General features: G+C 45.4%; 22 protein-coding genes. 1 reads left to right on the forward strand and 21 read right to left on the reverse strand.

All coding sequences use genetic code 11. The features are described from left to right. Positions 1 to 197: 197 nt before the first annotated feature. The 6 genes from J2T16_RS05930 to J2T16_RS05955 all read right to left on the reverse strand — a co-directional run bounded on the left by J2T16_RS05930 (position 198) and on the right by J2T16_RS05955 (position 3,809). A complete protein-coding gene (locus J2T16_RS05930) occupies positions 198 to 650 on the reverse strand; it encodes a GNAT family N-acetyltransferase (protein ID WP_499017944.1) in 453 nt (150 codons plus the stop codon). 126 nt (positions 651 to 776) lie between these two features. Continuing rightward, a complete protein-coding gene (locus J2T16_RS05935) occupies positions 777 to 1,355 on the reverse strand; it encodes a phosphotransferase family protein (protein WP_499017945.1) in 579 nt (192 codons plus the stop codon). A 68-nt stretch (positions 1,356 to 1,423) separates the two neighbouring features. Continuing rightward, on the reverse strand, positions 1,424 to 1,789 hold the full coding sequence (locus tag J2T16_RS05940) for a hypothetical protein (RefSeq protein WP_499017947.1): 366 nt from the start codon (positions 1,787 to 1,789) through the stop codon (positions 1,424 to 1,426). A gap of 56 nt (positions 1,790 to 1,845) precedes the next feature. Continuing rightward, positions 1,846 to 2,139: a hypothetical protein gene (locus J2T16_RS05945; protein WP_499017948.1), complete on the reverse strand. Its 294-nt coding sequence runs from the start codon at positions 2,137 to 2,139 to the stop codon at positions 1,846 to 1,848. 25 nt (positions 2,140 to 2,164) lie between these two features. Further along, complete coding sequence (locus J2T16_RS05950; RefSeq protein ID WP_499017950.1) at positions 2,165 to 2,989, reverse strand: methyltransferase domain-containing protein; 825 nt, start codon at positions 2,987 to 2,989, stop codon at positions 2,165 to 2,167. 43 nt (positions 2,990 to 3,032) lie between these two features. After that, complete coding sequence (locus tag J2T16_RS05955) at positions 3,033 to 3,809, reverse strand: class I SAM-dependent methyltransferase (protein WP_499017951.1); 777 nt, start codon at positions 3,807 to 3,809, stop codon at positions 3,033 to 3,035. 156 nt (positions 3,810 to 3,965) lie between these two features. Between J2T16_RS05955 and J2T16_RS05960 the strand changes: the two genes are divergently transcribed. Next, the gene (locus J2T16_RS05960) at positions 3,966 to 4,415 is read left to right on the forward strand and encodes a DUF1569 domain-containing protein (protein ID WP_154886278.1); all 450 of its coding nucleotides are present in this window, start codon (positions 3,966 to 3,968) and stop codon (positions 4,413 to 4,415) included. A gap of 116 nt (positions 4,416 to 4,531) precedes the next feature. On the opposite strand, the gene J2T16_RS05965 is transcribed toward J2T16_RS05960, so the two are convergent. The 15 genes from J2T16_RS05965 to J2T16_RS06035 form a co-directional block, all read right to left on the reverse strand. Then, a complete protein-coding gene (locus J2T16_RS05965) occupies positions 4,532 to 6,100 on the reverse strand; it encodes a glycoside hydrolase (RefSeq protein WP_499017952.1) in 1,569 nt (522 codons plus the stop codon). 175 nt (positions 6,101 to 6,275) lie between these two features. Next, a complete protein-coding gene (locus J2T16_RS05970) occupies positions 6,276 to 7,289 on the reverse strand; it encodes a carbohydrate ABC transporter permease (protein ID WP_090920923.1) in 1,014 nt (337 codons plus the stop codon). 218 nt (positions 7,290 to 7,507) lie between these two features. Continuing rightward, positions 7,508 to 8,407, reverse strand: a complete 900-nt coding sequence (locus J2T16_RS05975; protein WP_090920925.1) for a carbohydrate ABC transporter permease — start codon at positions 8,405 to 8,407, stop codon at positions 7,508 to 7,510. Further along, the gene (locus J2T16_RS05980; RefSeq protein ID WP_499017954.1) at positions 8,404 to 11,076 is read right to left on the reverse strand and encodes a DUF5696 domain-containing protein; all 2,673 of its coding nucleotides are present in this window, start codon (positions 11,074 to 11,076) and stop codon (positions 8,404 to 8,406) included. The genes J2T16_RS05975 and J2T16_RS05980 overlap by 4 nt, the downstream gene beginning before the upstream one ends. A gap of 22 nt (positions 11,077 to 11,098) precedes the next feature. After that, on the reverse strand, positions 11,099 to 11,722 hold the full coding sequence (locus J2T16_RS05985; protein ID WP_090920930.1) for a Yip1 family protein: 624 nt from the start codon (positions 11,720 to 11,722) through the stop codon (positions 11,099 to 11,101). Beyond that, positions 11,709 to 13,142: a gluconolactonase gene (locus J2T16_RS05990; protein ID WP_341181981.1), complete on the reverse strand. Its 1,434-nt coding sequence runs from the start codon at positions 13,140 to 13,142 to the stop codon at positions 11,709 to 11,711. The genes J2T16_RS05985 and J2T16_RS05990 overlap by 14 nt, the downstream gene beginning before the upstream one ends. A 23-nt stretch (positions 13,143 to 13,165) precedes the next feature. After that, positions 13,166 to 14,029 carry a carbohydrate ABC transporter permease gene (locus J2T16_RS05995; RefSeq protein WP_090920933.1) on the reverse strand — a complete coding sequence of 288 codons (864 nt, stop codon included), beginning with the start codon at positions 14,027 to 14,029 and terminating at the stop codon, positions 13,166 to 13,168. Between the two features lie 3 nt (positions 14,030 to 14,032). Further along, the gene (locus J2T16_RS06000) at positions 14,033 to 14,938 is read right to left on the reverse strand and encodes a carbohydrate ABC transporter permease (protein ID WP_240037208.1); all 906 of its coding nucleotides are present in this window, start codon (positions 14,936 to 14,938) and stop codon (positions 14,033 to 14,035) included. A 72-nt stretch (positions 14,939 to 15,010) separates the two neighbouring features. Next, the gene (locus J2T16_RS06005) at positions 15,011 to 17,884 is read right to left on the reverse strand and encodes an extracellular solute-binding protein (protein WP_499018190.1); all 2,874 of its coding nucleotides are present in this window, start codon (positions 17,882 to 17,884) and stop codon (positions 15,011 to 15,013) included. Between the two features lie 148 nt (positions 17,885 to 18,032). Beyond that, positions 18,033 to 19,439 carry an ABC transporter substrate-binding protein gene (locus tag J2T16_RS06010; protein WP_499017955.1) on the reverse strand — a complete coding sequence of 469 codons (1,407 nt, stop codon included), beginning with the start codon at positions 19,437 to 19,439 and terminating at the stop codon, positions 18,033 to 18,035. Positions 19,440 to 19,473: 34 nt separating this feature from the next. Continuing rightward, on the reverse strand, positions 19,474 to 20,856 hold the full coding sequence (locus J2T16_RS06015; RefSeq protein ID WP_499017957.1) for an ABC transporter substrate-binding protein: 1,383 nt from the start codon (positions 20,854 to 20,856) through the stop codon (positions 19,474 to 19,476). 413 nt (positions 20,857 to 21,269) lie between these two features. Continuing rightward, positions 21,270 to 22,217 carry an acetamidase/formamidase family protein gene (locus J2T16_RS06020; RefSeq protein WP_499017959.1) on the reverse strand — a complete coding sequence of 316 codons (948 nt, stop codon included), beginning with the start codon at positions 22,215 to 22,217 and terminating at the stop codon, positions 21,270 to 21,272. Beyond that, positions 22,214 to 22,702 carry a DinB family protein gene (locus tag J2T16_RS06025; protein WP_186809546.1) on the reverse strand — a complete coding sequence of 163 codons (489 nt, stop codon included), beginning with the start codon at positions 22,700 to 22,702 and terminating at the stop codon, positions 22,214 to 22,216. The genes J2T16_RS06020 and J2T16_RS06025 overlap by 4 nt, the downstream gene beginning before the upstream one ends. Positions 22,703 to 22,819: 117 nt before the next feature. After that, positions 22,820 to 23,032 carry a DUF5662 family protein gene (locus J2T16_RS06030; protein ID WP_499017960.1) on the reverse strand — a complete coding sequence of 71 codons (213 nt, stop codon included), beginning with the start codon at positions 23,030 to 23,032 and terminating at the stop codon, positions 22,820 to 22,822. 26 nt (positions 23,033 to 23,058) lie between these two features. Next, positions 23,059 to 23,571 carry a DUF6886 family protein gene (locus tag J2T16_RS06035; protein WP_123066757.1) on the reverse strand — a complete coding sequence of 171 codons (513 nt, stop codon included), beginning with the start codon at positions 23,569 to 23,571 and terminating at the stop codon, positions 23,059 to 23,061. Position 23,572 lies beyond the last annotated feature (1 nt).

The raw sequence follows: 23,572 nt of genomic DNA on the forward strand, positions 1-23,572 counted from the left end.
GGATTGAATGGATTCGTTAAATATATCAAAATGTTTTTATCGTCATTGCCCGTTAGGTTATTGAAACACACCAGTAATGAGAAAAGGACTAACCAAAAGGTCAGCCTTTTAAATATATTCATCTTCGTCTGTCCCTCCTCTCTAAACAAGTTGAGGCTCATGGGCTCAACCCATCATAAAGATGTTATTCAAACCCTTTATATGCCGAATTTCAGAGCTCGAACAACCTCACCATCGATAAGTTGCTCACTGATCCGCTGAAAACCAAGAGATTCGTATAAGGCGCCGGCAACGTGATTATCAGGCCTATGTCCAATTAGAATGCGTTTGCAGTTTAGTGTCTTTTGCATCCTTTGAATCAAAGCACGAAGCGCTTCTTTTCCATATCCTCTACCCTGATATTTACTATCAATCATCAAAGCAGGCAGCCAATAATCACCCTCGTCATGCTCTTGATCGGAGTATACTGCAAAACCTACCAAATCTAAGTCCTTGTAGATGGCCATGGGTTGAAAGTCAGTGACAAACCTGGACTCAGCCAGCCAATATACCACGGGTGCAGGGAATGCCGTTTTCTGTTCTTCACTTACCTGCAATTGAGTACAAGCAAACCAATCATCCATCGAAACAGGTCTCACCTGAATAGTCATTTAAAATTCCTCCTAATGGTTTTCTTCGTTTTCTAATGCACATATTCAACTGTTTTCTCATACTGCATCGCTCCTTTCACATAGGCCTAGGTATTTAGGTTTGATTCATCTCGCTATTCATTTACACTAAAGTTCGTATGAAGCGTCCATTCTAATCTTCGCAACCATTCCTTCTGTACATCCGGGTGGGCATTCTTGATGCGGTTCATAATCCCCGTGAATCAGAGTTTGTTCCCCATGATCAGGAGTGCTTAACACTTCATTTGCCATGCTCATGATTCCGGTGGGGATGAACTCAAGTCCATCCACAGCAACAGCGGATTTCATGATAACAGGCAACTCTGTGTCTTTATTGTCTCGTTTGACGGAGTGCACCTCTTTGGCAAGATATTTACCCAGTTGCTCATACATTCTCCTGCCTTGTTCAAGTCCATCTTGATCCAAAATCGTCTGTGCATTTACGCCCGGGACATAGTCCATCATTACAAATAGCCGTTCATCCTGTTCAAAAAAATCATACACTCGCGGAGTCACCCCAGAATGAGTTAACAGCCTCAGTGCATTTATTTCTGTCTTTGCATCTGCGTTGTTCACATCATAGATTTTGGCAACCCTCTTCATGTCAGTTCCCTCAAGTAAGAGGGTCATATTCGTATAACCGCCAGTTAATTCGACGATTTTTACATTTGGGAATCGATTTAACAAGATGTCATGTATCACTTCATGCATTCCTTCTTTCTTATTTCCATTGAGTGCTCTTCACTAATACGTGCTCAAATCTGATCTCCGATCTCGACAAGAGTAGGACTATGTTTAGTCAGTTCAGGGAACTCAAAAGATTTGTTAGCCACCATTACTTCCCGAACAGCTCCTAAACCTTCCGACTTCCAGATCGAATAAATATATTTGGAAAAGGCATATCCATTCAAGACGTACCCGCTATCTTGTAGCTGTCTGAACAACTTCGCACTGTCTTCAGACTGTTCAATATCCGCTAGAATACAAGCCAGATTGTTTAGCGCAATGTGAATATCTCTCTGTGATATTCTGCTCGAATTCACATCTTCCCAACTGCCGACAACTTCTTCTTTTTTCATTGGCTCTGAGGAAGCCCAATCGATGTGATCTATTAAATGCATCGTTTCATGCATAAGTAAATCTACTTCTCTTTCGTCTCTGGAGTGATACAGATAAGCTAGACGCTCCCCAGAGACAACGACAAAGCCTGTGTAGAATCAGAAACGACCCAATGGTACTGTTCAGGGGGGAGAATCTGCTTCCCCCATTCGAAAAATGCCAAATGATTGGCATAAAGTGGCTCCGGATCTCTTAAAAGGGCATAACCATCTGAAATATTCCAGTATACCCAGCCTCGTTCATTCACAGCTAGTTCGCCGGATTGTTCATATTCTTTCAATAAGTTGATCATCCCCTGATGATCGCCTCGAGCGACTGTTTCCTGAAAAGCATGATCGATATTCTTCCTCATCTTCATCCTCCGTCCCTCATAGCCCTTACAATGGCTTCGTGCCGCAAGCAGTAATAAAATTCATCATGGCATAGGCTTCTGGTGAATGACTTATAGCTTCAAAAGCTCGCTGCAACTGGGCAAACTCCTCCCGGCTAATGATACTCTTCTCAACAAAATGTACAAAACGCTGGAGATTGAATTGTTGCTTGAAACCCTCCATCCCGATGATGTCACTGTGTTGAACAACCGCATCGATGTCAACATCAATGTATCCACTCTCAGAGAGGAGCCGCGGCAAACTTCTGCCAATTAACCGATTCCCACCATGTTGGGCTACATAGCCCGCGATTTTCATTAATACGGTATATAGCGCCGGTATATCTGGATTCACTGCGCCAAAAACACCATCGTCAACATCAATAATGGCCAGCCGGCCACCAGGCTTGAGCACACGATAAATTTCTTGCGCAGCTTCGATCGGATTGTTCAGGTGAAGAAAGATCAGCCTAGCCACCACAAAATCAAATGAATTATCCGGCAGGTCCATCTGATAAATGGAAGATTCCACAAATTGCAGTCGCTCCGAAGAAACGTCCTTCAGCCGTTCTTTGGCTTGCGCTTGTAACGTACGATCTATCTCAAGCGAGGTAATCTCGCTGCCCGGTAGACTGTTCAATAATTGTTCCGTGATGTAGCCGGGTCCGCTTCCGACCTCTAAAACACGCATTCCATTTTTGAGCCCATACCACGCCAGATTACGAAATTCTTTGGACCATCCCATGCCGGCTTGCATCTTTAACCTCTCTAATTCAGCTTCGAAACTTAATACTGCGGTTTGGATATTGTAAGTTGAACGCGGGTCAGTCATATTCCTTTTCCTCCTCTTGATTAAAATGATAGAACCTGTATTTTTACACTTTTTTTCTACCTAAAAAAAGAGCGACCTTGTGATGTTTGTCTATCGTTCCGCCTGCATGATCTATTGAACGTTTGATTCTCCCCAAAAGCTCACTCCGAACATCCTCAGAAAGCTGCTGATGCTTGGAATTTGTATTTAAAAGTGCGACATATTCATCGCTCGAACAGGACTGTATCCAGTTATATTCCTTGACCTTAATGTCTGTGAACAAGCCCGAAGGCTCCGTTATTTCTTTGCGCTCCTGAATGACTTCATCAGGCGAAGGATATTGAGAATCATCCAAATGAGGGGCTAGCGCAATGTAATGCGCACGGATTTCTCGATGCAGCTGGTCGTAGCCAGGAACATGAACTGTCCAAAAAAAACCTATGCATCCCTCATCCTCAAGCACTTCCCAGGCCCTGCGGTAGCCGATCTCTGGATCAATAAAATGAAAGGCTGTGCCTGACACCATCAACTTGAAAAGCTTTCCTCCATCATTCCATTCCTCAAACGAAGTGTTGATCACTTGAATGGATGGATACGATCTGAATTTATCTGCGGTAAACTGTGCCAAATTGCTACCTAATTCAATACACGTAATGTTGGTGTAGTCCTTACTCACCAAACCACCAGTGGCCTGCCCTGTTCCGCAACCAACTTCAAGAATGGAATCTTGCTTATCAAGCTTCGCATATGTAAAAATATCATCAAACATTTCGCTCGGATAGACAGGTCTGTAACGCTCATATTCACTCACTACGAGATTAAATGTTTCCTTGTTTTCCATGGTATCCGCCTCCATTTTGCTAACATTATTTTCCTCGTTTTCATTGACTAAACTTACCATATTTTATTATTGTTGAACATATCAGAATAAACCTCTCAATAATGGAATGATCCTGTTTCTAGTTCACCAGTTACTATAATGGATCGGGGTGCTTCAATGAAAAGTATCTTTGAAACAAAGCATGCTTCTGAAATTACAGATCGTATTGATCGACTCCGTGAAGATTCCACACCTCTGTGGGGAACCATGCAGGTTTCTCAAATGTTAGCTCACTGTGTGGCTTTTCATGATATTCCCTTGGGTAATACGTTCCCGCCGAGAGGGTTGCTCGGAAGACTTGTTGGACGGTTTGCCAAACCGATGTTTTACAATGAAAAGCCCTTACCACAAAATATGTCGACCATTCCAACGATCGTTATTGATGATGATCGAGTGTTTAGGACGGAGAAAGAAAAGCTGAAACAGCAGATTACCACTTTTCAAGTAAACGGCTCAGATCACTGCTCCCATCATCCTCATCCTTTCTTCGGAAAACTAACGCCTGAGCAATGGGGAAAAGGCATCTATAAACATCTGGACCATCATCTCAAACAATTTGGAGTTTAATCTAATCTTGGCAGATCGCATAATCCGAAAAAAGCCCATGACAAGATTATGGCTTAATCACACATCTCTGCATGGTTCAAGCTTCATGATGTCATGGGCAATATGAAGTAAAGCTCTTACTCTTTACTTTCCACTTTCTGTACACAGCCAGTGACGGTCACGACCGATTTTCCTGGAATGTTCACGATAAAAGATTGCTCTTCTTCCGCTGCGGTAACTCTCTCCTGACAAACCAGATCCAGTTCCGCATTGGTTACGTAAGACTGCATTGTCGTAATTCGTCCATTTAATCCTAGCTCATGAAGGTCTAGTTGCACGCATTTGTCATGTTCACCATGATTCACAAAAACAGCAGTCACGGTCTGCTCTCCTACATGGACATAGGCAGAACCTAACAAACCGCTGTCGGCTTCCTCACCAAGCCCGGTCAAGTCGATTCGCTTCGCACCAGGCCGAATAAATCGGCTATAGTTACCGAGTACCCACAGCATCTTCGAGGTCAAAATATTTTGCTCATCGCCATTTTCATTAAAATCCGTATAGATTAATCCATCTTTGTAATCTACTTTGGAAACCGCTGTCCACCATTGCCAAGCTGCCGCATTCGCTTCCACCAGATCAAAATGAATCGTTCTTGCCACATGAAGGGCTGGCTCGATCCCTAAATCACGTCCAGGACCATAATCCCCCAGAATGCAATATTCCGTCACCCAGTATTTGCTCTCTTCATCGTAATGCTTCATGTTCGTGTGCAGCAATTGCCTCAATCTGACTAACCGATCATCCCCCGGATTACTGTAGTCAGACCAGTATGAATGAGAAGCCATTTTATTTCCTATCGCTTCTTTCACCTCAGGATCACCGATCATATCCTTTATGTATTCCCGATACTTCCCTGTTCCCAGCTTGTTAGCGCCGCTTGAATACGTACCACTTCCCGCAAACTGACGATAGTATTCGTCGTCCAAGAGCGACGTAATTTCCACACCGTCCGGTGCACTGATCCGTGTCTGTAAATCGGTCTGCTGTAACTGGCGATATAATTCCAGAATCACTTGCTTCAGATCATCATTATTATAACGATTTCCCTCCTGCCAAGACTGATTCCAGTCCCAAGTCGGCTCGTTGATCGGGCTAATATAGTCAAAAGCAAGTCCTTTTCCCTTGAAATACGATAAAACATCAATTAGATACGACGCGAACTTTCCATTATACTCCGGTTTCAGATTCGTCGAACCCACTTCAAGATCAGGCTGGGCATGCCCATTTTTGGTCATCCATACCGGCGGACTATTTACAAATGCGATAAGTGTCCCAACTCCCCGATCACGCGCGGCTTGAAGGAACCACTGTTGGCCCGACTGTTTACTCCAGTCATACTCGTGCTCCTCTGATATTTTGAAAGCTTCGGCTCTTCTCCAAGGGTCGGGAATTCGATCCTGATCGGTTTCTGTTGAACCTGCGCCTATGTTAAAACGCCATGCGGACAACCCGATGCCTCGCTCCCTGGAAAATAACAGATCGGCGATTTGCGCCTTGTTTTCCTCGCTCCAATGCTTCCCTAGCGGTTCCATCGACCACGCATCCGACGCGCCAAAATTGTCTATACTCTGATAACATATATTTCCATCAATCGTGACTTGTGCATCCAGCCTATTGTTTGCTTTTGGGGTATCTCTTTGCATCCCTCATCCTCCTCTTCCTGGTCTATCTTTGCAGATCTTTGCACTCCAAACCGTTCATTGGCTATGGGTTAGAGACTGCCAGCTATGTAGGCAGCCTCTTATATTTTTTCGAATTCAGTGTCCTTCTCAAGTTATAAAGGAAATATTCCCCCTTTAATCCCTGCTCCGATTCCTGTTATCCTACAAGACCGGAACGTTCCACACTCTCCACAAAATGACGCTGAACGAACAAATAAATGATAATCAGCGGCAGAATCGCCATCAACACACTCGTATTCATCATCATGGACATGAAAAACGGGTCTTGTGTATAAGATGCCGCAGCCTGGCCTCCGCCCGTTAGATACGTCGCAATGGTAAAGCCCGAGGATGACATCATCGACGACATCACTTTAGGTTCATTCAAATACATATTGGTGAAGAAGGAGTCATTCCATTGCCATACGAACGAGAACAACATGACCGTAACCATTGAAGGGATCGCGTTAGGCAAAATAATACGTCCAAACGTTTTGAAATATCCTGCACCATCCACGTAGGCAGCCTCTTCAATCTCACGCGGAATACCTCTGAAGAACTGGCGGAAAATGTAGACGTACAGACCTGTTTTCACACCCATACCGAGTGCTGCGGAGATCAGAAACGGCCAGTATGTGTTGATCAGATTAGCAGGACTGCCACGAAACAGCTCGATTAAGCCCATCACATCAAAATTCTTAAAATTCAGATAGAGCGGAATCATGATCGTCTGTGTAGGCACCAGAATGGTAAATATTACGGCAGCAAACAACAAACCACTGCCTCTGAACTTGATTCTTGCAAACCCATAGCCGGCTAGCACACAGGTTATCGTTTGCAGAAGCATAACCGCAGAGGATAACCATAAGGTGTTCATTAACACGCCGGGATAGTTCATTGCCGTAAAGACCAGTTTAAAGTTTTCGAGCGTAAACGTACGCGGAATCCAGATCACCGTTGGGTCATACAGATCGGACATACTTTTAAAGGATATCGATATTTTCAATAAAATCGGATATAGAATGACAAATGAAATGCCAAAGATCAAGACAAACCGAACCAGAATCCACGCCCACTTCTTGATCGCTTCAAACCAGTAGGCCGTGGAACCCAGGCGATGCAGCCATTCCTTTTTCGCTGGCGGTTGCCCTGCTGCGGTTTCTGTCTTCATGTCAGGCCTCCTTTTCCTTGTTCTATATAAGGTAAACCAAAGATGTTTACACATTCACTCCGATGACAGAATAACCTTCCAATCGCTGTTATCCCCAGATTTCTTTGATTACCTTTAATAAAAGGTGAAAATCCGGTGATAAAGGCGAACGCTCCGCTTTTCCAGGTTTTTTCTGTCCTCTCCGTTTTTGTGTAAAAAAATTAGTTTAACTTATATAGCTAGTTTTGATAAAAGACCTTGCGGGATACCAAGGCGGTCGTTACCCAGAGAATCAGTGCAATCACAGCAAAATACATCCAGGACATCGCCGCACTGAGCCCGAAGTTAAAGCTTTTGAAGGCCGTATCCACCACAAGTCGGCTCGTCTGATCACTGATGAAGCTATCCACGATGGTATACACCAGATTCGTCAGAATCAACGGGCTTAGCATCGGGAACGTAATTTTCCAAAAGGCTTCATAACCTGTAGATCCTTCGATTTTGGCTGCTTCATAGAGCGATGGAGAAATCGACTGCAAACCGGCCAGGAAAATCAGAATCTGGACGCCTGATTGACTGACAATTTCGTATATCCGGCTAACCGCACCTGTCAGATATTCGACCAAAATCGGACTCATGCCGGATTCAAGCAACATAATGGTCAGATCCAGATTTTTCATCACGGACAGTCCACCGCCCGTCATATCGTTAGCACTACGTACAACGGATTGCATCAAATCCCCGTTTTCGATACTTGCAATAATACCCGAAGCCAGAATAACCGGAAGGAAAAAAATCGCTCTCGCCAGCACCCTTCCATGAAACTTCTGATTCAGAATCACCGCAAAAAACAGGCTGAAAATAATGATTAACGGTGTATTCACGACAATATTGATTACAGATTCCGTCAACATCCTCACATAGGATTCATGAGAGAATAACGCCTCACGGAAATTCGCCAAACCGATAAACTCCAGCGTAAACCCTTCATTGGACACCTGCAGATTGCTCAGACTGTATCGGAACGAAGAGATCAGCGGCACCATGAAAAGTAACAGGAAACCGATGAACCAAGGCAGGATGAAATACAAACCGTAATATCTGTTTTTTTGCTCTAGGGATAATTTCTTAAGTTTCATTCCGGCATGTCACCTCCTACCCAGTAGCTCTTCGCTGCCACACGTGTGCCATTCCACTCCACAGCAGCATCGTTGTAATTCACAATGACCGTTTTACCTTTTTCGTAAGTCGTTTGATAAACACCCTTAGCCAGCTTCTCATGTTTAACAATCGTTTGATTCTGTACACCTTGCAACACATTCCTAAGTTCCTTATATCGCTCTGCTGATTCCTCGATCCAGCGCCGATAATCGGCTGAATATAACGCGTCAAAACTCGTCAGTTTGATCGCAGATGGATCTGCATAGAACCACGTGTAATACGGTGCCGATCCGGTTTCGATCGCCCGGAGCATCTGTACATGGGAATCCTGATCATCCGCCATATTCCAGGCCTGCCCTGCATATTGCACGAAGCCGTGATAGACCAGTTGGAAAAAGGGCACCGCTTCATCGGTGATGTTAAACCCGCTGTTGCTCACAGGTGCATCTACGATATGTCTGGCATAGGGGCTTGCATAACTATTTCCGCCCTCTACGAGAAGCGATGCATCCGAGCTGCGCACCTGCTCAAGCTGATTCATCACAACCTCTTTGGCTTGTTCGCGATTGATCACGTTAGCGCGGTTGAAGTCGGAATTCAGCTGGTCGCCTAAATCTCGAAGCGATAGACCTGTCAGTCCTGTTTTCTTATAATCTTGCAGAAATCCGTTCACAATGCCCGGCACCGCTTCCGGACTCAGGACATAGCCCGGAGAGGCTTCATTATCCTGTGTAAAGGAGGCGATATAGTACGGGAACAACTGCGCAAGTTTACCCGTAATTTGGCGAGAAGCATACGATTTTTTGAATCCCTTCGCTTCTGGGAACGCCTCCAGGAAGGATACGTCCGGATATAATCCAAAACCATTCTCTTGTGTATAGGCCTGTAGGCTTTGCAAACCTTTAGCGCCACCAAGCTTTTTATCAACATCGATGGACTTCGGCATATCATGATGCATACCTCCGTTAAACCACCCCGAGTACCGAAGCTGGATATCCTCCACACCAAGGCTTTGCATTTCTTTTAAAATATCCTGTGCCTCTTCGAACGTGGTAAGCGACTCGTAAGCATTGTACGGGATGCCGAGGAAAAACTTTTTCTTCGGGATACCGCCGATCAATTCCACGTAAAAAGGAAGTTCCGTATCATCACCTAAACGGGTGAGATTCTTTTGCTCCGTCAGATAATCCCGATAAGTCGAGGCCATACCGGAATAGCTCGCATCATCTGCGCTCAAAAATTCATAGATAACGGACATTTCATTATGAAAAGGCTGTGCCTGAAACCGTTTGACTGTGCTGGAACGCCAGCCGTTCGTCAGGGTAACCTCTTCCATACTGCTGAGTGAAAAACTGGAATGCACCGTATTGTACTGGTTCAATCTGCCGCTGACATCCGCTTCAACAGACGCAACCGCATCACCTTTATCAATGACAGCAAGGTATCCTTTGTCTCCGTAACTCATACCAAACACCGGCATTCTCGCCTTCTGTTCCTTCTGGATCTGGGAGAGCTGATTTACAGCATGATCACTTCCATACAGAGCCGTACTATATGGGGATACTGACGTTTTTTTATTATTAAAATAAATCAGAGATCCTGATCCGTCTGGCACCAGACTGTATCCTTTATCTTTTGGACCGCTTGCTCCAAAAAACGGCAGCAGGGACAAGGATTGAATTTTCATCGTATCTGGATACTGGATTCCATTTTCCGGAATGGAAACACGCAGATGTCCTTGCTCCAGCCGATACTGGACAGGCACAATGACACTTGCGCTCCCGCTTTCCTCTTCACCGTAGGCCGCTTTGTCTATGGCAATCTGTGCCTCATCATAGCCGACAGACTCGAAAATTCGGGTTACTTTGGACAAACCTACGCCTTTCAGAGATGAATCCCGTCTTTCGTATCGTTTGTTCTGCTCATCATACTTAAAGCGCTTCTCAATCTCTTTCTGGTCTTTTTCTTCCAGTTTCCCGAGAATCAACGTGTTAAAACGTTCTTCGCTAATATATTTAGGGATAGCTTCAATATCACTTTTGACTTCACCCAGCGTGTATACAACGTTGAAGCCGTCCTCTACTTTTTCAACTTCAAACTGACCACTCTCTACACTGTGCGTAAAATTATCGTATTTGAGCGCATTGCCCGTATTATCGTAATACGTCAATTCAAATTGCACATTCAGCTGGGACTTGTTATAACCGGTCGCAATGGTATCCTGTTCACGATCCTGCGGGTTAGAAAACCACATCGCACCATTCTTCTGATCCTTGACCGCAATCTCTGTCGTTTCCGGCTTTAGATACAGGATCAGGCCATCCTTTTCCGCAACAGCTTCCATCCCCTCAGGAACAGTTACGGCTTCGTTCTTCTGTTGATTCGCAGATGCCGTCTGCGGTTCAGAGCTGGTCGCATCGGATTGCTTTTCCCCCTCACGTTCAGGATCCGTCGTTGTAGACTCTTGTTTTGTTAAAGTTTCCTGTGTTTTAGAAGACTCAGTAGCCGAACTCTGATCCGCCTCTTGTAAATCGCCAGATGTGGTTACCACACGTTCAGATACGGATTCCGCATAGTTGATATTTTGAGCCATAAACAAGCTTGCAATAAGGATGACCGCTGCAAACGTAGTACGCTTTTTTCTCATATCAGGCACCTCCCTTCTTCTCCTATTCGCGCAGTGTAATCTCTTGAAAGAGGGTATAACCGAAACTGATGATCTGCTGGATCAGGCTGAAGAAAAGCAGGCCCAGGAAGATCACAACACCCATGACAACTAGCGTAAGCAGCATGGTGGTAATCGTTTTCATGACCGAGTATTGATGTACTGTCTTGGTTCCGATAAACAGCAGCCACACAAACCAGATGACACCGAACGAATCCAGCAAGTAATAAAAAGAAGATTCGCGCAGCGTAATCACATTACTCAGCAAAATATTAGGAATGTTGACCAGAATAAGCGGAAGCATCGCATATCCTGTTGCAATCAAGATGTCTTTGAACTTACCTTCCCCGTCCATCAGCGTAGTCAAGGACCAATTGGAAATACACCAGAGTAGAAAAGGGAGAACGATATATTTGAACTCGTTAATACTATTAAGCGAGAGCGGATAGTTATCATTGACAACATACCCGGCAAACTGTCGCTTCAAGATCATCGTTATCGTGACAGCCAGAAGCACTAGCAATGCAACGCGCAATCTGCCTTTATTTTCATATTTCAAATCCCAGTATCCGTCAAAAGGACGTACCGCGACATGCAGAGAGTATTTGAGTTCCTTAATTAGCGACATCTCTGACCCCCCTCTCATTCCTTGTTCTGGCGATCCGGCGCCAGACGATGACGCTGATTAGCAAGGCAATTGCTACAGTCATGTACATTCCGAAATATTCACGCATGTATTCTCTCCGATATTTCGCCAAAGCTTTGGAATAGTATTCGCGGTCATTCCCTAACTTCAGATAGGTCATTGCGTCCTTGTACTTCCCTTCTCGCAGCATCGATTTTCCGATACCGATATAGGCCATCTCATAGTTCGCGTCAAGGCGCAACACCTCTTGCCATAACTTCGCGGCTTCCGTATGTTTGCCAGAGCTGTACAACCGATTGGCCTCATTAACCAGGCTTCCAAACGTTGTTGCCTTGAACTCCGTAATTCGCCCGAGATCCCGATCCAGTACGTAGATAGCGTCCCCATAGCTTTCGATGGCGACCGGATTTTTGAATGTACCGATCTGGTTGCCAAGCTGACCTATGACATAGAGCAGATTACCATCCTCGTTATACGTGAACACCCGACCTCTTGTTGAATCCAGCGCACGATAGACACCGTTACTGGACACCTGGATATCCACGAAGGAAGAACGATTAAAGGTCAAGTCTCCGACCGGTGCAAATTCACCGTTAACCCGAAGTACGTCAATACCGGAGGGATTCAATCTTTTGACCGCAGAAAGCGAGTTTTTGTCCGCTGTTGTGGTGTAGATAAAACCGCCATCATCGATGTCCGCGTTGTTGAACTCCAGTGGGATAAACCGAATCATTTTCTCCCGTTGTTCCTTGGTGGATACGGTTTTCCAGAACAGGTCGACCGGATCAAACTGCACTCGATTGGTACCCATAAATCCGGTGAAACGTCCGTCACTATCAAACTCGATCAGTCCTTCAAAGACCCCGCGACCAACCACGTAGATCCGTCCAGCTTTGTCCACGATAACCTTGCGAGGAAAGTATTCAAACGTATCACTAAGCACATCCGACTCTGGTGCACCGATGGCCCGCACAAAAGTACCATCTTGATTCAACTCTACGATTCGTCTGTTTTCGGTATCCGCAACGTAGATTTGACCTGCTTCCGTCACAAAAAGTCCCTCAGGATTGTTAAAGCTGTCCTTTTTACCGTCATGGTTAAACTCTTGAATGACCCGAACCGTTTCCCATTTCTCGTTCAAGACAACGATCCGTCCATTGCCTGAATCCAGAATATAGAGCAAGCCATCTTTCGCAGCATATAAATCCAGCGGAGACTGCCATGCTCCTGTTCCGGCCTCATCCCCTGTGATTACTCTGGAGGGAAGAAACGCAATCGGTGATTTCACTGCATCTCCCCAATAGTTGTAGGTATATCCCTCATACGGTGCCGCATGAGCCTGGTTATGTCCGAATCCGGCAATCAGCAGGGAAGCTGCCAGAACGATTAGCCATGATTTCACTCTCATCTGTAACACCCTCTCCCTTAATCCTTCATGCCGGATGAAGCCATCGTTTGAATGACATTGCTCTGCGACAATACAAACGTCACGATCGGCACCGTCATCATGATGACCGCTACTGCAGCGCCTACCCCTGCACGAGCAATTCCCCCTTGAACAATCTGTCCCATGGCGTAATGCATCGTTTTGAGCTGCTCACTGTAGATAAAACTGCCGCCATCCGTTCCCCACAGCATCTGCATCATCAGGATTAGCAGGGTTAACCAAGCCGGTTTAACGAGCGGCATAACGACCTGTATGAAAATCCGGTATTCGCTCGCACCATCCATTTTCGCCGCCTCCAGCAATGCATCCGGGATCTGCTCCATAAACTGCTTCATCAGATACAAACCCAGCGGATAAGCAAAGGCAGGGATAATAATCGCTTGATACGAGTCGAGCCACCCAAGGGTCGACATAATCATGTAATTCGGAATTGCCGTGACATGTGGCGAGAACATAAGCGACAATACGATGACTGTAAACAGCACCTTGTGTCCGCGAAATTTATGTTTCGCTAGTGGGTATGCAGCCGCCGAGGCCAGAATGATATGACCAAACGTACCCGCCGCAGTAATGAACACGGTATTAAAAATGTATCTCGAAAAAGGAACCCATGAATTTTTCATCACCTGAAACAAATCCGAGAAATTCTCGAACGTCGGATTGCGAACAAACAGGGTTGGCGGGAAAATGAACAGCTCATCCAGCGGTTTAAACGCATTATTAATGACATAGATGAGCGGAACCGCCATAAATGCGCCAAATCCGCCAAGTAGCAGGAACAGCAGGATGTCGACCTGCCAGGATCGGTTGATTTTTCGTTTCATACGCAGGGCTATCTTCATCTGCTATTCCCCCACTCTCTTCAGAAGCTTTTGTACAAGCAGGTTGGAACCCAGCATCAGACCGAACAACACCGTTGCAATGGCAGACGCATAACCCATTTCGAAGCGGATCGTTCCGTAATCCATCAAGTGAGTGACGATCGTATGCGCACCGTACTGCACACTTGGGAACCCTGCTAGCGCCGTAGCAACTTCGGCAACCGCCAAGGACGCAGTAATCTGAATGACCGCACCAAACATCAACTGAGGCCGCATCGAAGGCAGCGTAATGTACCATAACTCCTGCCAGCGATTTTGTACCCCATCGATTGCTCCTGCTTCATACAGCGTACGATCCACGGTCTGCAAACCGGCGATGAACGCCAGGAAACTGGTTCCCAAGCTGAGCCACAGCTGCACTAGCATGATGATCGCCAGCATATATTTCGGATCTTGAAGCCACAGGATCGGTTCGTAAAGAATGCCTGTTTTCATCAAGAAACCGTTCATAATGCCGTATGAATCCCCGGAGAATATAATTTGCCAAATAAAAAACACATTGCCTGAAATTGAAGGTGCAAAAAAGATCAGGGTCATAAAGGCTCTCACCTTGGGATTCAGCTCATTAATCAGCCACGCGAATACAAAACAAGCGATGTAACTGATTGGGCCGGTGACCACCGAGAAAATAATTGTATTTTTGAGACCAATCAAGAACACATCATCATTCCAGAGCAGCTTGGAATAGTTCTCCCAGCCGACCCATTGCGGAAACTCCAGCATATTGAAGTTAGTAAAGCTGAAGAAAATGGAGATGATGACGGGAAACACGGTAAAAAGTAAAAATAACAACATATACGGAGATAGTAGGACATACAGATGTTTATCCCGCTTCATATCTCTGACAAAGAGTTCCCATTTTCCCGGCATGCCGGCAGGCGTGCGCTTGGGCCGAGAACCGGTTTTGTTCACCATTTCTGTCTTTTGCAAAAGATTCCCTCCCTAGCGCATTCCGTCCAATTTAAACTCTTTTCGTTTCTGCTGAATTTCGTAGTTAATTTCCTGCACATAATCATAGATGGCATCCGTGGAATTGGTACCGTTATTCACGACCTCACGCAATGCATTGTCCAGATGGCGACCTGTAAAGTAACCTCCAGGCACTTCAGGCACGCCCTGCACCCACTCCCATTGTTCTTCCAAACTGCGATAATCGCGGATTGGCCAAGGCAATTCCTGTAATGCTTCAATGTTGGCTGTCGGATAGCGCGCCGCAGCTCCCATCAGACCTTCCATTTCCCGTCCGAATCGAACTTGTGCATCCTTACTAACCCACCATTTCATGAATTCCCATGCCGCATCCTTATGTTTGGATTGTTTCAGCATGACCGTCGCCGTGCCACCACTAGCCACATCCCGTTTGATGCTTCCGTCCTTCTGCTTGATTCCTGGAACCGGGATGAACTCCCATAATCCTTTGATCTCTGGCGCAGATACAGACAAATAGTTGTAGAAGGTGTAATCCATAATACCAACTGGCATTTCACCTGTTCTAAAGCGCATCGGGAAATCAAAGGTGAGCGGAAGTTTATAACTGGTATAAAAATTCGTCCATTCTTTGAACGCTTCCAGTCCCGTTTCCGTATCCATACCACTTCTGGCACCTTGATCTAGATAGAATGAACCACCCATTTGGTAGAGCAGCATTGCATACGCCCGGTTCACTTCGAGTACCGGTACACCTGTGGTTTGAGCAAGCGGCAGTGCCATTTCCATGTTATGCTTCTGCAGCACCGGAATCATGGCATACACATCTTCCCACGTCTGCGGCGGCTCAAGGTCAAGCTGTTCCAAAATATCTTTCCGGTAAAATAACATGTTGAATATTTGCTGTTCCGGTAGGGCAAATACTTGATCCTCAAATTGATAAGGAACCATGGCACTGTCCCTGAACTGTTTGATCAATTCGTGGTACCCCGGATACGTAGACAGATCCTCTGCCGCATGCCGCATCCCGAAGTTAACCGGCACATCATTGCCTACTTGCATCGCCACATCCGGTCCTTCTCCTGCAAGGGAGGCGCGGAGCAACACGTCGGCATTGACCAGCTTGAGATTGACACTAATACCTGTCAGCGGTGTAAACGTGTCATCAATCATCGCTTTTAATACCTGCGCCTGGTCTCGGCCTGTACCAATCCAGACGGTAACGGATTTATCTTCATCCGCTGTGCTACCGATGGTGTCGTAATCTTCGAAGAAAGAATGGAAGAAAGAGGACACCTCATGCCCTGCTTTGCGGAAAGCCGAATCATTTGCTTTTGGCAACTTCTCATCAGGGGAAGCTAAGAGCAGATAGTCAATTTCCAGCGGTTGCTCCCGAACTTCCAGAAGCCAAGAGCCGACACTTCCGACGTTGATTTTGAATTGAGACAACCGTTTCTGAACCGTTTCCGGTTTGTCGGCCAGATCAGCCAGTTGATAAGCGGTTTTATTCAAAATCGCGGTTTTATCACTCTTTTCACCTGTTAGACGAATTAATTCTTCAGAAACCGCATTCAAGATATCACTTTGCTTATGAAATACTTCCACCATATCTGGAATCTGCTTCTCTAATTGATAATCGCGATACGGGTCTGGCACATTGCCTGTGATCATCAGAATTTTCCGGTACATTGCATTGATCTCAAGCACGCTGGCTTCAACCTGACGGATCAAAGGCGCAATGGCACCTAGACTGACCTCAAGCCGCAAATCATGTTTTCCTTTGGTTAAATAAAATAAATACGGCTCTTCCTCGCTCCCAAGCACATGCATCTGCCAATCCGAATCATAGAAGAATGGAATCTGCATCATTTCTTTGAATGGCGTTTGGTTATCAATCTGTAGCGAGCGTGTGGAATAAATGCCTCTCAGCAATTCCTGTCTGCCTTTGATCGCAATTTTATATAAGCCATCCTCCGGTACATCCATTTCCCATGCAATCCATTGCCCTGGCACACGCCAGTTGTTTCCACCAATAGTGTTCATTCTGATTTTGGAAACATCATACGGTTCCGTTGACGTGCTGGATCGATCTGAAATCGGATACAATGTCGGTGATGACTTGGTTGCGGCCTGCTCCCCTTGAACTTTGATCAAGTGTCCGCTTGTTTCCGCGTATCCTTTCGATTCGTACTCCTGCTTGAGTTCCGCATAGGAAGGCGGTTCTTCGTAATGATGTAGCTTGATCGAATCAATAACCATTGGCTCACGTGTCGATACAAGCTTTATGGAGTGTTTCCCTGCTGAAAAATAAAACTGGTATGGCTCTTCATAATAGCCTTCTTTATCTCTCAGGATGGACTCCTGCCACATGGGGGCTTCAATCTGACGCGGACGCAGATCATTGCCTCTATTGTCTTGCTCAATTTCGGATTTTTCATTGACCCAAACCCGATGAAAGCTCATGTTGCGTGCACTGTTGAAAGGGATCTCTCCATCAATCCATAACTCGCGTTCGATGGCAGAGCTTTTTCCTTGAATCGGGTAATAACGCAACGTCATGTGATACATGCCAGATTCCGGAACATCCACGTCCCATTGCATGGAACCACTTTCCTCTGTTCGTATAAACTTGCCCGTTTCGCCGCCGAGCTCTGTGATCATCTCTGGTTTCATTCCTTCAGCAGCTGTATAATCAGCTCCCTGAATGACAATTTCTCTGGAAGGCCGCTTCTCGTTCTGGTATTGCTGCAGATAATAATCATAGCTACCCTCCGCAGCAGACTCCGATATCGGCATCACACGGCTCGGATCTGATGTTCGATTTCCGGTTTTCGAATTACCGCTCGCACCGGAACTGAATATCGCGTACACCACGACGAGCATGACCATGACGACGACAATCGTCACTCGGGATAATGTGAATTTCACCCAATGCCCCTCCTTTAACTGACTCTCGTAAACGTAATCAGATGGACGGCCCGCAAATTTGCTCCCCGGCTAACCGAGAACCAGAAATGAGGCCGTCAACTTATATGCATTATTTTTTCTTGTCCTGCTCTCCGCTTAGCACTTTTTTCGCCGCAGCCTGAGCAGGTGCAATGACTTGTGCAATACCTGTGGAAGGTGTAATTTCACCTTTCACAAATTTCTCGGTTACGCTGTCCAATTGCTCTTTGATACCCAGACCGCCGAAGCGTCCGCCAAACAAACGTTGTACCTTGCCATCATCATTCATCGCATTCGCGATTGAAGTTTCATCCGGTAAAATGTTTTCAAGAGACAATCTGCGGTTATCCTGCCAGTTATCAAAGTCTTGCAGATCTTCCCAGATCTTCACGATCACATCCGCATCCTTAACACCTTTCGGAATAACATAAGCTGCCGTCTGACCAAATGGTTCATAGTAAGAGTTCGCTTTAGGACCCTTAGGCATATAAACATATCCCCACTCATCCTTCAGCTTATCTACTATCCGGCCTTCAACCTCCCAGAGTCCACCAGGATACATTGCAATCGTGCCTTCTCCGAAATATTTGGCTGGATCTTCCCAGTCGTTTCCCCCGTTAGCTTTGATCACTTTATGCTCGGTGTACAGGCTATGCAGGAAGTTAAGCGCTCCCATCGCTTCGGGAGAATTAAACGTCACTTTACCTGTCTGCTCATCGTACAGTTTGCCGCCGTTGCTCGCGATCAGCATCTCCGAAAGTACGTAATGCGCTCCAGCCAGACCGTATTGATCCATTTTACCGTCACCATTGCGGTCAACGGTTAGCTTTTTGGCTGCATCCAGCATCGTATTCCAGTTCCAATTATCCTCATCCATTAACTGCTGTGGGTCTTTCAAGCCCGCTTCCTTGAAAATCCGCTTGTTATAGAACAAGCCGCTTTCGTTCGGTGTATACCAGCTTTCGAGACCATACACCTTGTCACCGCCAAAGCGCATCGAGTCCACAACATCCTTCTCGACCCGAGTGTCTTTGAGATAATCATCCAGCGGGGTCAGGAATCCACCATGCATAAGTCCCCAGATGAAACCGTCGGGAATGCGGACAATTTCCGCAAAAGGTTCGTTCGCAAGCACAGAGGAAGACAGTTTTTCAGATGTAGACCAGTATTCGGTGTTCAGATACTTGATTTTCACGTTATATTTTTCTTCCACCATTTTGATTCGCTCACGCGCCAATTCATCTGACTCTGAATCTCCTTTGGGAGTGGCATCCCACCAGTGAGATATGCGAATGACCCGTCCGTTCAAATCAGGAGCTGGCACAGCCTCTTCCTTCTCTTCTTCCTTGGCAGGTGTGGTGTTAGTCTCCGTCTCAGCTGGTTTAGTCGCAACAGGTTCAGCTGGTTTGTCATTAGAACCACTACATGCAGACAAAAGCATAATCAAAGCGGCAAACAAAACGATGAACATGATTTGGTTAGAAATCAATTTTTTCAACATGGGTTGCCTCCCTTAAGTAAATGATTTTACTTCACTTGCTTTTTTCGCCCTTCAGTACTTTCTGAATTCCTGCCTGTGCAGGTCCGATGACCTGAGCAACACCTGTAGATGGAGTCACTTCACCTTTCACAAACTTTTCGGTTACACTGCCGAGAGCTTCCTTAACACCTAATCCTCCAGCACGAGCACCGTATACACGTTCAACCTGTCCGTTGTCATTCATGGCATTAGCGATCGAAGCTTCGTCAGGCAAAATGTTTTCTAACCACAGACGGTGATTATCCTGCCAGTTGTCAAAGTCCTGAAGCTCTTCCCAAATTTTCACGATGATATCGGCATCCTTAACGCCTTTGGGAATAACGAAACTTTCTGTACTGTTGACTGTATCCAGATACGTTTTTGCTTTTGGACCTTTAGGCATGTAAACATAACCCCAGTCGTCCTTTAACTTATCCAGAATACGGCCTTCGACTTCCCATAATCCGCCAGGGTACATCGCAATATTGCCTTCTGAGAAAAATTTGGATGGGTCTTCCCAATCATTACCGGCATTGGCCTTCACAACTTTGTGGTCGTTGTACAGACTATACAAAAAGTTAAGCGCTTCCAAGGATTCAGGTGAATCAAACGCTGCCTTTTGCGTTGCCTCGTCATACATCTTGCCGCCGTTGCTTCCAATCAGCATCTCGTGAAGTACGTAGTACGCACCCGACAGACCATACTGATCCATCTTGCCGTCACCGTTTTTATCTACGGTTAGCTTCTTGGCAGCATCCAGCATCGTATCCCAGTTCCAGTTATCCTCTTCCATCAATTGCTGCGGATCTTTCAAACCAGCTTCCTTAAATATTCGTTTATTGTAAAACATTCCGCTGTCATTCGGGGTATACCAACCCGTCAGTCCATATACTTTATCACTGCCAAATCGCATCGAATCGATGACATCCGGCTTGATCTGCGTATCCTTCAGATATTCGTCCAGTGGTGTAAGGAATCCGCCCTGCATAAGACCCCAAATATTACCGTCAGGCACACGCACAATCTCTGCAAATGGTTCATTCGCCATCACGGATGAAGAAATTTTCTCGGATGTTGCTCCGTAATCTGTATTCAAGTAAGAAATTTTAACGTTGTATTTCTCTTCTACATTTTTGATTCGTTCACGAGCGCGCTCATCTGCCTCCGAATCTCCTTTGGGAGATGCATCCCACCAGTTCGATATGCGAACAGCTCTGCCGTTCAAATCCACCTTAGGCTCCTGTTTTTCCTGTACAGGTTCGACTGCCGCTTCTTTGTTTTTATCCGCCGGTGGCTGGGTCGCTGTATCAGATGGTGTACTTCCACCACTGCAACCAGCAATAATGGTTACCAGTAAGGTGAAAATCACCAACAGGCTGAACCTCTTCTTTCTCACAAACTTCATCTTTCACACGCTCCCCCTCAAAGTTAGATAAAGATGAATCAAGCTTGCATCATACTTGGATGACTTCCTCGAGTGACTTAATTCATCACAAGGCTGTCACGGATAGGAACTTGAAAACCTGCCAACCCCCTTCAACAGAAAGCGCTTACGAAATTGTTAGGAGTTAATGAAACGGATTTCATGAAACCCATTTCATTATAGTATCATGAAAAGCCTTGGGTCAATACATATTCTGTTATTATTTAGAATATTTTGATCCCTCCTAATTCATTCCGCACAATTTAAGGAAAACATAACACTTAAAGGGGATAAATCTTCAAAACCCTCTAACATCAGACTAAATGACATCGTAGAGGGCTTCATATAATCTGGTTTAGCAGAATGCAAATTTTTCAGAGTTGCCGCTAGTTTGAATCACTTATAAAAGCATCGTGGGGCAGAAAGGCATGCACGCCTTTCACACCATTCACAATTTGCGTGATACGCAGATCAATCACCGAACTTCCCAGCGCAATCGCTTCTACCCGGTCCAGGCCATATAACTCGCCCATCAGGCCTAACATGCCATCCAACGCTTGAACCGTTGCTTCATTCAAGTCCTCATCAAAACCAAAGGTAATCCATCCAGAAGGCGTATGCGCACGTGGATTGGTCAGCTTTATATCATCTATGACATTCACTGTAATATCTACAAGCTCCATGGCACATTCAATCGCCTGACAGCTGACTTCCCCATCGCCTTGCCGTGCATGACCATCACCAATCGCCAGATAACCCCCATCTACAGGAACAGGCAGATATAACTTACTTCCCTGTACTAGTTCCTTGCAGTCAATGTTCCCTCCACAATATCGCGGCGGCCATGTCGTATGAATCCCTCCTGATTCTGGCGACATGCCGACGACACCCATGAATGGATTTAAGGATACGCTGTATGACTTGCCCCGTACCTCACAAGAGCCACTCATCGCTTGTCGATCAAGTGTCCAATTTAGAGACAGTTCTTCGACCTCTGTTAGATGCAATTTCTGATTCTGCCAGTTGGGATATCCACCCGCGGAAGTAAACCCGTAACTGCCGGGTATAATCTCATTGAAAATGATCTCGAGTGTCTTTCCCTGCTTCGCCTCTTCAATATAGATTGGGCCGATTAAGGCGTGCCCTCCATCTTTTTCACCTTGTCGTGGAAAAGGTTTGATCCGTTTCGCATAACTTACTCCCGTGCCCCAACCTGCGTCCAGCGTTTGAAAACGTATGGAATCACCTGACTTGATCTTTAAAATCGGCGTTACCTCATCCGTAAATGAACCAATCAGATTTTCCTGAGCCAATGTAATCGTATGAATACTCACAACAATCCCTCCCCGGCCAGATATTGTTTTAACGGCTCCATATGATGCTGGTCATGCCATATAAAATCTTTAAGGTATTGGGGAATGTAAAATACATTATCCTTGTTCTCTGGATCCACATATCGTTGATAAAGCTGTTCCTCCGATAACCCTCGAATGTCATTCATAATTTTGTGACGGTACGTGATAGCCTTGTCGACAATTTCGGACGGCTCTGTGCGGCTCCCGTACTCCACAGCTTTGCGATTAAACTCATCAAAATCCAGATGCTTCAACGTAATCTGCTGATTCAGGGCAATCTTCTCAATCGCTTCCTTGTAAAAATATCGATCCCATAACATCATATGGCTTACGATGGATTTGATCGTCCACTTTCCTTTTTCTAGACTGGAATTCCAGGTCTTTTCTTCGAGACGACTCAACGTTTTGACAAATAGCGTCCATTCTTCAAAAGCTAAAAGCAGTTGTTCCGTTTCTTTGTTCACAACAAATTTCCCCCTTCTCTTTGTAGAAGATGAATCATCACGATTCGCCCTTTCTAGTAAGCAACTGTTCAAGCGATTCTCTCGTCTTTGGATGCAAAATAATATCTTCCGAGTTCATCATGCCTTCTTCCACCTTAGTTCTGTGACTTCATCTTTACGGTCCGAATAGAACTTGATTGCATAAGGGAAAAATTCGTGAGGACAAAATTTCGTTAAATCATGAAATATCCCTTGTAAATATAACCCTTCATGCCAGCACTCAATGAAAACGTTCAACTTATGTTCAATTACATATAAGAAATACCTCCAATAGGCAGAAAGCATGGTCATCCCCCCAGCTGGCTATTCCCCGCCCTCTACAATGGTTTAGCATGATTGAAACGATGTATTCCGAATTGTTGGAAGTCTGACTGTAACACAGCATCTCTCAGAGGATATAGATTTGTCGTGAATCGCAACTCAACCCCTCTGGCCAAAAGCCTCTCTAGCAGATGATCTATTTTCTCTATGTAACTTGGTGTAACCACCTGATCAGAAATATAGTACCCTGCGGTTTCATCAAAAAGTTTAAACGACGCTGCATCCAGATGATACCGATACAACGTTTGTTGCATGATCCTGGAGTACCACTCGTTCTCAACCGTTACAATGAGGTCTGCATTTGAGTGTTTAAAAAACAACTCATGATGCTCATCACTAATGTCGTTCGTTCTTCGAATAACAATGCGAGGACAATCTCTCGGAAAGTAATAACTGAATTCATGTTGCTCATCAATCGCCCAGACAACCGCCGGAAACTCAGGCCGATTCTGCTTCGCTCTTGGTATAAAGATATGAATATCAGATTCTTCACTGAAATGATATAGCATT

Source organism: Paenibacillus intestini (assembly GCF_030803945.1).
Lineage (GTDB): Bacteria > Bacillota > Bacilli > Paenibacillales > Paenibacillaceae > Paenibacillus > Paenibacillus polysaccharolyticus.

Coding starts and splice junctions, on each gene's coding strand:
- J2T16_RS05930 (WP_499017944.1), bottom strand. CDS start 650: ATGACTATTCAGGTGAGACCTGTTTCGATGGATGATTGGTTTGCTTGT.
- J2T16_RS05940 (WP_499017947.1), bottom strand. CDS start 1,789: ATGCATTTAATAGATCACATCGATTGGGCTTCCTCAGAGCCAATGAAA.
- J2T16_RS05945 (WP_499017948.1), bottom strand. CDS start 2,139: ATGAGGAAGAATATCGATCATGCTTTTCAGGAAACAGTCGCTCGAGGC.
- J2T16_RS05950 (WP_499017950.1), bottom strand. CDS start 2,989: ATGACTGACCCGCGTTCAACTTACAATATCCAAACCGCAGTATTAAGT.
- J2T16_RS05955 (WP_499017951.1), bottom strand. CDS start 3,809: ATGGAAAACAAGGAAACATTTAATCTCGTAGTGAGTGAATATGAGCGT.
- J2T16_RS05960 (WP_154886278.1), top strand. CDS start 3,966: ATGAAAAGTATCTTTGAAACAAAGCATGCTTCTGAAATTACAGATCGT.
- J2T16_RS05965 (WP_499017952.1), bottom strand. CDS start 6,100: ATGCAAAGAGATACCCCAAAAGCAAACAATAGGCTGGATGCACAAGTC.
- J2T16_RS05970 (WP_090920923.1), bottom strand. CDS start 7,289: ATGAAGACAGAAACCGCAGCAGGGCAACCGCCAGCGAAAAAGGAATGG.
- J2T16_RS05975 (WP_090920925.1), bottom strand. CDS start 8,407: ATGAAACTTAAGAAATTATCCCTAGAGCAAAAAAACAGATATTACGGT.
- J2T16_RS05980 (WP_499017954.1), bottom strand. CDS start 11,076: ATGAGAAAAAAGCGTACTACGTTTGCAGCGGTCATCCTTATTGCAAGC.
- J2T16_RS05985 (WP_090920930.1), bottom strand. CDS start 11,722: ATGTCGCTAATTAAGGAACTCAAATACTCTCTGCATGTCGCGGTACGT.
- J2T16_RS05995 (WP_090920933.1), bottom strand. CDS start 14,029: ATGAAGATAGCCCTGCGTATGAAACGAAAAATCAACCGATCCTGGCAG.
- J2T16_RS06000 (WP_240037208.1), bottom strand. CDS start 14,938: ATGCCGGGAAAATGGGAACTCTTTGTCAGAGATATGAAGCGGGATAAA.
- J2T16_RS06005 (WP_499018190.1), bottom strand. CDS start 17,884: ATGGTCATGCTCGTCGTGGTGTACGCGATATTCAGTTCCGGTGCGAGC.
- J2T16_RS06030 (WP_499017960.1), bottom strand. CDS start 23,032: ATGACCATGCTTTCTGCCTATTGGAGGTATTTCTTATATGTAATTGAA.
- J2T16_RS06035 (WP_123066757.1), bottom strand. CDS start 23,571: ATGCTATATCATTTCAGTGAAGAATCTGATATTCATATCTTTATACCA.